We start from the raw sequence: 12,328 nt of genomic DNA, 5'->3' as shown, positions 1-12,328 counted from the left end.
AAGCATTAGATATTGCTAATGATTGTGATTTAAAGTATAAAACCAGTAAAAATCAACGCTTACTCGTTGAACTCACACTTATGCAACTTGCCTCTATCACTTTTGATGGAGAAAAAAAAAACAATAAGCACTTCATAATTCCACCATCTTACTTTAAAGCTAAAGGAATTACTCCGATTTCTGTTACCAAGCTTATTGCTGCAACTACAGTAACTAAAACAAAACCTCTAGTTGAAGAAAAAGTGGCTATAGAAAATACAATTGCAGCTGTTGCAGAGCCTGTTTCTATTCCAAAGATTTCTATTGAAAAACCTAAAAAAAGTACATCTGGTTTATCTTTAAAAAGTATAAGAGAAAAGAAAGAACATCTTATTCGTCAGATGGAAGTGATAATTGATGAAGATGACTTACCAAAAGAACCTGTAACCCAAGAGGCATTAATTAAAGCTTGGAAAAAATATACGGCTCAAATGGATAGAAAAGGTGAAAAAATTATGGCTTCAATTTTGCAAATGGATGAACCAAAATTGAAAGACACAACGATTTATCTAACCTATTCTAATAATACCAATAAGATTGAATTAGAACGTGCCGAATTTCCGTTGATGACCTTTTTAAAAAAAACTCTTCTTAATTACGATCTAAAATTAGACATTACAGTAAACGAAGAAATCGCCAAAAAGTATGCATTTACACCACAAGAGAAATACGAAAAATTGAAAGAAAAAAATCCAAATATTGAAATCTTAAGACAAACATTTGGGTTAGATATTTAATTCTATGAGAAATTTATTTGGGTTTTTATTAATCTTAGTTATTGGGTTTACAAGTTGTGAGGGTAGAAAAACTCAAAATCAAGCGTTATCTGAGAGCATCGAAGAGTTTAAAAAAAAGGTGAGTTTTGAAGTTGATGTTTACCATCCTGAAACTTATGCTGAAAGTGAGGTTGACACTTTATTAAGCAATGGTTATCGTGTAAAAATAAAGACCTATGCAGATATGGAAAATAGTGTACTTTTTAGCAAAATAAAAGACACAATTAATTATCAAACCTATTATAGAAACTTCAAATTTGAAATCAACGTTACTAAAGACAATAAGCTCATCTATAGTGAAAGTTTTGATAAGACAAAAGTGAATAAAGCTTTCAACTATAACTCTAAATTAGTATCAGGTTCAGACTTATATAATTTTGATGAGTTGGCCGTTTTAAAATCGATCCAAGTAAATGAAGATCCATCGTATACCAATGTAGTACTCATCGATATTATGCATGCCATACCAGAATCTGATAGGTATGCATTATATAAACTATTTATAAATGAAAACGGACAATCGAGTATTGTACAAGTTGAAGTAAACTAATGATGCTAGGACTTAAATTACCAACAGACCCAAGATGGGTAAACATTGTAGAAAAGAACATTGAAGACATTCTTACAGATCATGCGTATTGTGAGCAAAAAGCAGCGAGTACAGCGATTTCATTAATTGTAAGTTTTCCTGAGTACACTGATTTAGTGCAAGAAATGATAGAGCTTGCTAATGAAGAAATGAGCCATTTTAAAATGGTACATGATAAGATTCTTGAACATGGTTGGACGCTTGGAAGAGATCGTAAAGATGATTATGTTATTTCCCTTTTAAAGTTCTTTCCAAAAGGTGGAAGCAGAACAACACAATTGGTTCATCGGTTACTATATGCTGCACTTATTGAAGCGCGCAGCTGTGAGCGTTTTAGATTATTATCTGAAGCACTAGAAGATAAAAAACTTGCTAAGTTTTATAAGAAACTTATGATTAGTGAAGCTGGACACTACACCATGTTTTTAAACTTTGCTAGACAATATGGAGAAAGAAAGGAAGTTGATGAAAAATGGCAACAACTCCTTGATTATGAAGCAAAAATCATTAAAAATTTAGGTAATAAAGAGACGATTCATGGATAATTTTGTAGCTTTATACAACAGCTATTAATTTACTTTATGAAAAAAATCTACTTAATTTTTATTTTCTTATCCTCAATTTGTTATTCTCAAGATGAGGCTTTATTGGGTCAATGGACTTTAGATTCAATTTTTGATTATGATATTTTATTTGAGAACCCAATCAATCCAATTACAGTAAATTTTAGTGGTTACACAAATAGCGCAACCATTAATGGTTTTTGCGGAAATACTTATGAAACATTTTATACACCTTCAAATTCTGAGAATTCAATTGCATTAGCACAAACATCATGGAATCCTGAAGAGTGTGATGAAAGTCAAAGTTTTGAATTTGCTATGTATAATCTTTTGGGCAATAGTGCTGGTAGTGCAAAAAACCTAATGTATACAATTTCTGATGATGGTACTACAACATCCTTAGAACTCAGTTATACTACAATAATTGACGGCATATCTGAAGGAGTTTGGGGATATTTCACAAAACAAAACTCGCCTCCAGAAATTATTGGAGAATGGTTTTTATATTCTTTGACATCTGAAGGCATACATTATGACAATAATTTTGGAAACTTGCCAATTAATTTTTTAGAAGAAACAAATGGTTATTCCGAGTTTCAAGGCACATCATCTTGTAATGGCTTCATTGGTAGCTATGACGTTAATGACCAAATTATAGAAATGACACTTGGAGGTTCAACTCTACTCGATTGTCCAGGACCAAGAAATGGTTTCGAAATGACTTACTTAAATTTATTTAACCATGATAACTTTGATACAAGCACCTTCACGTATGATATACAAGATACACCTATAGATCAAATTTTAACTTTAACTAAAGTTAATGGTGATTCTATAGTTTATGGAAAAATAGAGCCAAACTCAGTTTTAAATAGAACTTGGTATTTACAAACGATAAATAGTAATGGATTAACTTATCAGGTTTCACCAGAAAGTGACGCTCATCTAACTTTAGACCCAACACTTAACGGACTAATGGTTGAAACATTAGAATTCTATGGTTCTGGTGATTGTAATGATTATACTGGAACTTACAACCAAGGAAATGATTTTATCACCATTACGGAGTTTACGCAAACTACAGATATTTGTGATCCACAAACAGATTTCGAAGTTATATATTTTTCCCTATTAGGCGATGATACATCAAATAGGTTTATTTTTGAAATTATTGATGATGGCAACAATTTAGTACTAACAAGTATACCAAATCCTGAAACGCGTTCACCAGGAGATACACTAATATTTAGTAGACAGCAACTTTCTGTTGATGACCATGAGATTAATAATTATAATATAACTTTAAGAGAGAATCCTGTTACAAGTGAGTTGCTCTTAAACTTTAACGAATTTATTACTGTTCAATCTATAGAATACACTATCTATAGTATTGGAGGAAAAACTATTAAATCATCACAATTAGAAAGTGACTCGATTGATGTTAATCGCTTAATTTCAGGTTTATATTTTATAAGCTTTAGTCATAATAATCAACCTATTTCTACTATAAAATTTATAAAAAAATAAAGCCTCAACATGAGTTAAGGCTTTCAATATATTTTTATAATATTCTTTTAGATTTTAATACCAAATCCAAATTGCAATACATGGTTCTTAGCTGTAACGTCTGTTAAATCTTTATCTAAAACATTAGAAAAACCATACGAAATTCTGGCGTCTACAAACAATTCATCTGTAATCATATATTCTAAACCTGCTACACCAGAAAAAGCAAAGGTTGCAAATGCATCTTTATTTTTCCATGTTTTCAAAGCGATTTGTGGTCCAGCGCCAAGTGTTAAGCGATCAGATACTGATAATCTTATTAAAATTGGTAGCTGAATATAGTCTGCTCTAATAGATTCATCTTTACCACCTTCTGCAGACCATTGTAACTCTGTTAATAGAGATACATCTTCTGTTAATCCGAAATCAACAAAACCACCAAAAGCAAAACCGTTGCGATGTTGGTTTTCAAAATTTGCATCTGGATCAAAGTCTAGATTAGATACATTAAGGGCGCCTCTTACACCATATCTTATCTCTTGAGACATACAAATAGTTGTAAAGCAAACAAATACTAAGGCAAATAAATATCTTTTCATAATTTTCAATTTGAGATGGCTAATATAATTTTAAATTCTTATTTTTTTGATAAAATATGACTTTTTATACATTTTATCTATAAAAACATACATTTAAGCGGACTATTATACCTCAACACTAGATACTGTTTCATAAAACATACTCTTTATGATACCATCAGAGAGTCCAATTTTTGGCACATAAATATCTTTTGCGCCACTCCACTTCATAGCAGAAAGATAAATACGTGTCGCAGGAATAATAACATCTGCTCTATCTTGATTTAAGTTTAATTTAGTAATGCGCTCTTCATAAGAGAATTTTTTAAGCATTTTATAATAACTCGATAAATAGAAATACGTTAGTGGTTTACTAACATCTTTACCAGAAACTTTAAATATTTTATTGATGTTTCCACCTGAGCCAATCAATTCTATTTTGTAATACTTTTTGGTGTTTTCTTTTATCCAACTTTCTAATTTTTTCCAAGTTTCATTTTTCACAATATCATTTAATAGTCTTACAGTACCTATTTTAAATGATTTGGATTTCACCTTCTCTCCATTATGAATTATTGAAAATTCTGTACTTCCACCACCTACATCAACATATAAGTATGTTTTGTTAGGGTCTATAAATGTATTTAAATCTGTTGCTGCAATTATTGCAGCTTCTTCTTCTCCATCAATGATATCTATATTAATGCCACAGGTCTTTAGGATTTTTTTAGATAGTGGCTTACTGTTATTAGCTTCTCGCATCGCAGATGTTGCGCAAGCTTTATAACGAGCAACTCCATGAGATTTCATAATTAGGCTAAATGCCATCATCGTATCTACCATGCGTTCTTGGTTATACTCAGATATTTCTCCTTTCACAAATACATCTGCGCCTAGTCTAATAGGTACACGCACTAATGAATTCTTTTTAAATACAACCGATTTACCATCTTGTTCTATGATGTTAGAAATTAATAATCTTACAGCATTCGATCCAATATCTATTGCTGCATATTTTTTTATTTTCAGCATCTTATCCTTCAAATTTATTTAAGTAATATTTATAAGTATCAAATTGTGCTCTTACTTTTACTTTATCGTTTTTTCTATATGAATTGTCTTGAGTTTCATTAATAACACGAGCTTTTACGTTATCATTCCAACAAATATCATATAAATCTTGCATTTCTTTTTTAATATCTACATCATAAATCGGACAACTTACCTCTACTCTATTTTCAATATTACGAGTCATCCAATCTGCCGAAGATATATACATTTTAGGATTATCGTTGTTAGAAAATATATATAAACGCGTATGCTCCAAAAATTTATCAATAATACTAATTATCTCAATATTCTCACTCATTCCTTTTACACCTGGCACTAAACAACATAGACCTCTAATTATCATTTGTATCTTTACACCTGCTCTACTAGCTTCGTACAACTTATCTATCATTTTATAGCTACTAATGCTATTCATTTTTAGTTTTATGTAAGCTGGTTTACCTTTTTTAGAATTTTCAATTTCATCATCAATTAAAGCAAATATCTTAGACTTTGTATAGTGTGGTGATGTAATTATATGTTTATACCTGTTGATTTTATAATTCACTTCAAAAAAGTCAAACACTTTATTTAAATCCTTAAGAATTTTTGAATTAGCCGTTAATAATGTAAAATCAGTATAGAATTTAGCTGTAGATTCATTAAAATTACCAGTACTCACAAATCCATAGCGCACTAGTTTATTATACTCTTCTCGCTCTATAACACACATCTTACAATGCACTTTTAGACCAGATACACCGAAGAGCATTTTTACGCCAGCATCCTGCATTTGCTCAGCATAGTTAATATTTGCTTCTTCATCAAATCGTGCTCTAAGTTCAATAGAAACGGTAACTTTTTTACCATTTTTAGCTGCATTAATCAATGAGCTAGCTACATGAGATATCTGAGCCAGTCTATAAATTGTAACTTTTATAGTCTTAACTTTTGGATCTAATGCTGCTTCTCTCAAAAACTTTACCACATAAGAAAACGTATGATAAGGCGCATAAACTAAATAATCTTTCTTAGCAATAGTTTTAAAAATACTTTCTTGTAGGCTTAAACCCTCAACAGGAAGTGGCATAATTTTGTCATAAAGTAAATCGGTTCTTCCTAAACTTGGGAAATCCATATAATCTCTACGATTATGATAACGACCACCAGGTATAATGCTATCGTTGGCATCAATCTCCATGCGCTCTAACAAAAAGGCTAACGTATCTCTATCTATACTTTTATCGTGTACAAAACGTACTAAATCTCCACTTTGTCTATCCTTTACACTATCCGATAACTTATCAATAAAACTCTTACTTAAATCACTATCAAAGTCTAATTCACCATCACGCGTAATCTTTATCATATGAGCTGTTATCGTCTCATAATTAAAAATATTAAAAATTTCATCTAAACAATGGCGCATCACATCATCTACCATAATGATATAATTAGCATTGCCTTTTGGTGGTAATACAATAAAGCGATCCATCGCTTTCGATATCTCTATTAGCGCATACTGATCATCTCCACTAGAATTAGACATCTTTATAGTTAGATATGCTGCACTGTCTTTTAACTCAGGTAATTCTATCTCTTCGTTTAATACAATGACAACTAACGCTGGGCTTATTTCTTGATAGAAATAATTCTTTATAAAATCGTGTTGATCCGAATCTATCTCAGTTTCATTGATAATATGAATGTTCTCACTTTTTAATTCTAAATCAATTGATTTTAGAATCTCTAGGCTTTCACTTTGCTGATCAATAACTATTTTAGTTATTTCCTCTAAAAGATCACCTGCTTTTATACCTCCTAATTCACTTTTACCTCCTTTTCCTGCTTCAAAAATTCGTTTTACGGTTGCGTATCTAACTTTAAAGAATTCATCTAAGTTATTTGAAAATATCCCTAAGAATCTTAGACGTTCAATTAAAGGAACATCTTTATCTGCAGCTTCTTGGAGCACACGAGCATTAAACTGTAACCAACTTAACTCTCTATTAATATATATGTTTTTGTCTTTTGTCATTATTTTAATTCCTTAGGAATAAGCAATAACTTGGTTTGTCCTTGCTTAATTTCTGCCCAACTATCTATATCAAAACTAATTTTCACTAATCCACTTGTAGGAAGATTATCGATAAAAATACTGCCAAAAATATTAGAAATAGATGTAAAAGCATGATTGTGTCCAAAAATCATTATCTCATCATAATTATTAGGTAAATTTTTAATAAAACTGATCACACTTTCACCTCCAAAATCATATAATTCTTCAGTAACTATAATAGTGTTTTCTGCCAAATTCAGTGATTTAGCGAAAATTCCACAGGTATTTAGGGCTCTTTTTGCAGGACTAGAGAAAATGTGTTTGGGTATTTTACTTTCATTAATAAATTGATTAGCAACTAATTTAGCATCCTTCTTACCTCTAGGTTTTAATGGCCTTTCACGATCAGAGACATTAAATTCCCATGAGGATTTCCCATGTCTAATAAGTACGATTACCTTCATGTAATATCGATTAAATGCATTTTTTTTCGACAAAATGTTGCATAATTCCGTTTTAACGGTTAATTTGCCCCTTTTAACTCTAATATTTGTTTATGATCTTAGTTATAAGTTCTTTTGTTTTGTAAAATTAATGTAAATGACCCCAAATCAAAAATATATTAGTCCATTCTATATTTCATTTACTTTAAAAATACTTCCCTCTATTTTTGACAAAAAAACACATAACAATATTGTTGTGATGTGAATAGTTTATATGCTATGGGTTTATCTGTAGTTCAAATGCTATTTATTATTTAACAATATCGTAGACATTATAAGTTATTATATATACAGTATGAAAAACAAATACAATTGTATTTCAGTCGTAAACTTAATAAAAGCTATAGTTATAGCTCTTGTTGTGGTTTTACCAAGTTTACTATCTGCCCAGCAATCACCTTCTATACAAACTGGTGTTACATTTCAATGGGCAGATACACAAGCAAACAATAGTGATGCAGCTACAATTCAGTCTATTACAATAGGAGGTGTTGTTTATAATACATTCGTTGTACCTACGAGTTATGAAATGACTCGTTTAGGTCCTGATGGTCATAATCCAAATAGAATAAAACAAAATGGTAACAATGTTGGAGGCAATAGTAATGCAGCAAATTGGAATCTAAATGCAACAAATGCATTTCAAGATAAAAACTTAAATCATTATTTTAATGCGAGTTCTAATGGTAGAAATATTTGTACAGATTTTAATGCAGCATTAACAACTGACGCTCAAAAGCAAACTATTTTTTACAGTCCGGCTATTCCATCCAACCAAGATGGTGTTTTAGCTGTTACAGAAAGAGGTGGGAATAATTGTTTTTATGTTGAAATATGGGGAATACCAGCTGGTGGAGGTCTAGAACAAAAGTTAGGTGAGACTTTCGTAAGAAATGTTGGAAATTATCGTAATTGTACTTTTGCACCACCTATCAATGGCTCTGATTATTGGCAATCTGGACGTTGTAATGAAAACGGACAAACCGTTGGTGTTGGTTTATTTTACTTAAGCGATATTGCACCAACTGGATCAATGATTACGAGGATTGAATTCGTTGGAGCAACAAGAGATCATGGTGATGGTAAATTCTTTTTACTTCAGAAATATGCAGTTGATCAACAAAACATGAACTGTATAGACACCAAATATAGTGGCGATTTAAGCATTAATAATAATGTACCTGATAATTCAACATACAGTTTAGTATCTGGTCCTACTCCTAGCGGACAAACTTTTTCTTTAAATTCAGATGGTACATATAGTTATGTACCAATTTCTGGTTATACAGGTAATGTTACTTTTGAATATGAAGTTTGTTTACCTGCACCAAACGATACAGTCTGTGATAGAGCAACTGCGATTATAAATTTTGTAAACCTACCGCCTATTCCTGAAGCAAGTATTAGTTGTGGATCTTCAAATGATGATTTCACAATTTCTGTAACTAGTCCTTTAGGTGCGGAATATGAATATGCTATAAATGGCGGCACTTATCAAAGTTCACCAGATTTTAATAGCTTATCTGAGGGTTCATATACCGTATATGTAAGAAGTACTTTCACTACATGTCAAAACATGAATTCTATTCCGGTGGTTCTGGACAATCTAGAACTTACAGGAATCATAACTGATGTTTCTTGTAAACTAGAAGAAACTGGAGCCATTGATATTTCTCCTTCTGGTGGAGCTCCACCTTATACTTATGTATGGAGTAACTCAGCAACATCGCAAGATATATCCGGAGTTTTCGAAGGAACATATACTGTTACTGTTACAGACGCAAATGGATGTTCTATATCTGATGATTTTACTGTTAATCAACCTTCAGAATCCTTAACCTCATCAATAAGTTCTACGACTAATGTACTTTGTAATGGAGATAACACAGGAGCTATTGATTTAACCATTAGTGGTGGTACTGCTCCATATACAGTACTTTGGAATAATAGTTCTACTGATCAAGATCAAACTGGTTTAACTGCAGGTGATTATAATGTAACCATTACAGATGCAAATGGATGTACTACAACTAATCAAGCAACCATTACACAACCAAATAACATATTAACTGCTTCTGTGACAGATTTCACCAATGTAGATTGTAATGGAAACTCAACTGGAAATATAACAGTTACTGGTTCAGGTGGTACTCCGTCTTATAGTTATTCTATTGATGCAGGAGCTACAAGCCAAACCAACGGATTATTTGAAAACTTAGCTGCTGGGAATTATGTTGTTCTTGTAACTGATTCTAATAATTGTACAATTACTGTAAATCAAACGATTTCGCAATCCGTTGTTTTAGAAGTTTCAATTACAAACGTAAATAACATTGATTGTGCTGGCGAAGCTACAGGTGATATTTCAATTGAAGTTACTGGTGGTACACAACCTTATTCATACTCTTGGAGTAACTCTTCAATGAGTCAAAATTTAACAAATGTTGTAGCTGGTGCTTATAATGTTACAGTAACTGACACAAACGGATGCTCCGTTTCAGCAAATACCACAATTTCAGAACCTGCCAATCCTTTAAGTATTAATATTAGTAAAGTTGATTCAAATACTGCACAAGGCTGTACTAATGGTGAAGCTACAGCAAATGTTTCTGGTGGTACTGCTCCTTATACATATTTATGGAGTGCCTCAGCTAGTAATCAAACAAATGCAAATGCAACTAACCTTCCTGTTGGAACACATTCAGTAACTGTTACTGATACAAACGGTTGTCCACTTACACAAAGCATTGTAATTGTATGTACAAATACTTGTGATGCTGAAATATCAATTGATAATACAACAAATGTTTTATGTGTTGGTGATGCTTCAGGTTCAGGAACAGTTTCTGCAAACTCAAATGCTAATCCAGGAGCTACTTTTACATTTACATGGAGTAATGGTCAAGTTGATTCTGGAGTTACTACTAGTACAATAAACAATATTACTGCTGGTGTATATGATGTTAGTGTAACTATTGATGGTACTGTTTGTCAAGCTGTTGAAGAAACTATTTCAATAACAGAACCAAATAATGCTTTAAATTTAACATCTTCATCTACTGATGAACTTGGACCAAATACAGGTGATGGAACAGCCAGTGCAACTGCAACTGGTGGTGTAGAACCATATACTTACTTATGGTCACCAGGTGGTGAAACAACACAAAACATATCAGGATTATCTGCTGGCACATATACTGTAACTGCTACAGATGCTAACGGTTGTACAGATACAAATACTGTTTCTGTCAATCCAGGAACTTGTAATAATTTATCAATCTCTGGAACATCTACTCCTGTAGTTTGTAATGGCGAAAGTAATGGTAGTGTTACATCTGTAGTCTCTAATGGAATTGGACCTTTTACTTATTCTTGGGATACTTTACCAAATACAACACCTAGTGTATCAGGATTACCAGCTGGAAATTATACAGTCACTGTAACTGATCAAACAACACTTTGTACTCAGAATACCACTATTACTGTTAATGAACCAAACGCTCTGAGCACAGGTATTGCAGTAACTAATATATTATGTAAAGATGATAATACAGGGTCTGTGGATTTAACGGTTAATGGAGGAACTTCACCATATACATTCCTTTGGAATACTGGTGCAACTTCAGAAGATTTAGTGAACGTCGTAGCTGGAACATATTCGGTAACTGTTACAGATGCTAATGGATGTACTGCAACAAATCAATCTACAGTTAATGAACCTGCTGAAAATGTTTCAGGTTCAATTACTCAAATTATAAATGTTGAATGTTTAGGTGAAAGTACTGGTAGTATTACTGCTGAAGGTACTGGTGGAATTCCTCCATATACGTATTCATTAGATAATGGTTCAACATCACAATCTAGTGGTTTATTTGAAAACTTAGCTGCAGGGAATTATACAATTTTAATTACAGATGCCAATGGATGTACCTTTACTATTAATGGTACAATTGGAACAGATGATATTGAGAGTCCTGAAATAACAGTACCAGCTACCATTACAATTGAAGGCTGCTCTAATGTTGACATTACTAATGGAAATGCTGTATTTATATATAGTAATACTCAATCTGGTGATGTACAATTAACTTTTGTTTCCAATGCAAATTACAATGCTTCTGATGATTTTAATATTCAGAATATAACATATATTGATGTTATAACATCAACTAATAATTGCCCTATTACAGTCTTAAGAACATTTACAATTACCGATAATTGTGATAATACTGCAACTGCGACGCAAACAATTACAATTCAAGATACAACACCTCCTACGCTTACACTTCCGTCAAATGTTACTATTCAATGTACAGAAGATGAAACAAGTGCTAACACTGGTGTGGCTACTGGTTCTGATACTTGTGGTTCAGTGACGATTTCTCAATCTGATGTAGAAACTGCAGCTTGTGGTAATACAAAAACAATTATAAGAACATGGACGGCTACTGACGATTGTGGTAATGCAACGTCTGCTGACCAAACCATAACTGTTCAAGACACAACACCTCCTACAATCTCTGCTCCTGCTGATGTTACTATTGAGTGTACCGAAGATGAAACAACTGCTAACACTGGTGTGGCTACTGGTTCTGATACTTGTGGTTCAGTGACGATTTCTCAATCTGATGTAGAAACTGCAGCTTGTGGTAATACAAAAACAAT

General features: G+C 32.2%; 8 protein-coding genes and 1 pseudogene. 5 read left to right on the top strand and 4 right to left on the bottom strand.

Annotated elements, in window-relative coordinates:
- The 4 genes and pseudogenes from QZZ53_RS14890 to QZZ53_RS14875 form a co-directional block, all read left to right on the top strand.
- A pseudogene (locus QZZ53_RS14890) lies at positions 1–776 on the top strand (DNA polymerase III subunit gamma/tau); the annotation flags it as partial.
- A 4-nt stretch (positions 777–780) separates the two neighbouring features.
- Entirely contained in the window at positions 781–1,365 is a 585-nt protein-coding gene (locus QZZ53_RS14885; RefSeq protein ID WP_296386123.1) for a hypothetical protein, read from the top strand.
- Between the two features lie 2 nt (positions 1,366–1,367).
- Entirely contained in the window at positions 1,368–1,949 is a 582-nt protein-coding gene (locus QZZ53_RS14880) for a tRNA-(ms[2]io[6]A)-hydroxylase (protein ID WP_296386125.1), read from the top strand.
- Positions 1,950–1,985: 36 nt separating this feature from the next.
- Positions 1,986–3,494: an META domain-containing protein gene (locus tag QZZ53_RS14875; RefSeq protein ID WP_296386121.1), complete on the top strand. Its 1,509-nt coding sequence runs from the start codon at positions 1,986–1,988 to the stop codon at positions 3,492–3,494.
- Between the two features lie 47 nt (positions 3,495–3,541).
- Here the strand turns inward: QZZ53_RS14875 and QZZ53_RS14870 are convergent, their stop codons facing one another.
- From QZZ53_RS14870 to QZZ53_RS14855, 4 genes are all read right to left on the bottom strand, one after another.
- Positions 3,542–4,072, bottom strand: coding sequence for a porin family protein (locus QZZ53_RS14870; protein WP_296386119.1), 531 nt, complete (start codon positions 4,070–4,072; stop codon positions 3,542–3,544).
- 105 nt (positions 4,073–4,177) lie between these two features.
- Entirely contained in the window at positions 4,178–5,083 is a 906-nt protein-coding gene (locus QZZ53_RS14865) for a rod shape-determining protein (protein WP_296386117.1), read from the bottom strand.
- Position 5,084: 1 nt separating this feature from the next.
- Positions 5,085–7,139, bottom strand: coding sequence for a polyphosphate kinase 1 (ppk1, locus tag QZZ53_RS14860; RefSeq protein ID WP_296386115.1), 2,055 nt, complete (start codon positions 7,137–7,139; stop codon positions 5,085–5,087).
- On the bottom strand, positions 7,139–7,624 hold the full coding sequence (locus QZZ53_RS14855; protein WP_296386113.1) for a histidine phosphatase family protein: 486 nt from the start codon (positions 7,622–7,624) through the stop codon (positions 7,139–7,141). The genes ppk1 and QZZ53_RS14855 overlap by 1 nt, the downstream gene beginning before the upstream one ends.
- Before the next feature lie 334 nt (positions 7,625–7,958).
- Between QZZ53_RS14855 and QZZ53_RS14850 the strand changes: the two genes are divergently transcribed.
- Positions 7,959–12,328, top strand: a 4,370-nt coding sequence (locus QZZ53_RS14850; RefSeq protein WP_296386111.1) for a SprB repeat-containing protein, incomplete at its 3' end; no start/stop codon positions are given.

Origin of the sequence: Winogradskyella sp., from assembly GCF_016744625.1 — a bacterium.
Lineage (GTDB): Bacteria > Bacteroidota > Bacteroidia > Flavobacteriales > Flavobacteriaceae > Winogradskyella.
Note: the sequence above shows the minus strand (reverse complement) of the source record. Positions and strands in the feature narration are given on the sequence as shown.

Excerpts from the sequence above, each read along its gene's own strand:
- QZZ53_RS14885 (WP_296386123.1), top strand. The coding sequence starts at position 781 with ATGAGAAATTTATTTGGGTTTTTATTAATCTTAGTTATTGGGTTTACA.
- QZZ53_RS14880 (WP_296386125.1), top strand. The coding sequence starts at position 1,368 with ATGCTAGGACTTAAATTACCAACAGACCCAAGATGGGTAAACATTGTA.
- QZZ53_RS14875 (WP_296386121.1), top strand. The coding sequence starts at position 1,986 with ATGAAAAAAATCTACTTAATTTTTATTTTCTTATCCTCAATTTGTTAT.
- QZZ53_RS14870 (WP_296386119.1), bottom strand. The coding sequence starts at position 4,072 with ATGAAAAGATATTTATTTGCCTTAGTATTTGTTTGCTTTACAACTATT.
- QZZ53_RS14865 (WP_296386117.1), bottom strand. The coding sequence starts at position 5,083 with ATGCTGAAAATAAAAAAATATGCAGCAATAGATATTGGATCGAATGCT.
- ppk1 (WP_296386115.1), bottom strand. The coding sequence starts at position 7,139 with ATGACAAAAGACAAAAACATATATATTAATAGAGAGTTAAGTTGGTTA.
- QZZ53_RS14855 (WP_296386113.1), bottom strand. The coding sequence starts at position 7,624 with ATGAAGGTAATCGTACTTATTAGACATGGGAAATCCTCATGGGAATTT.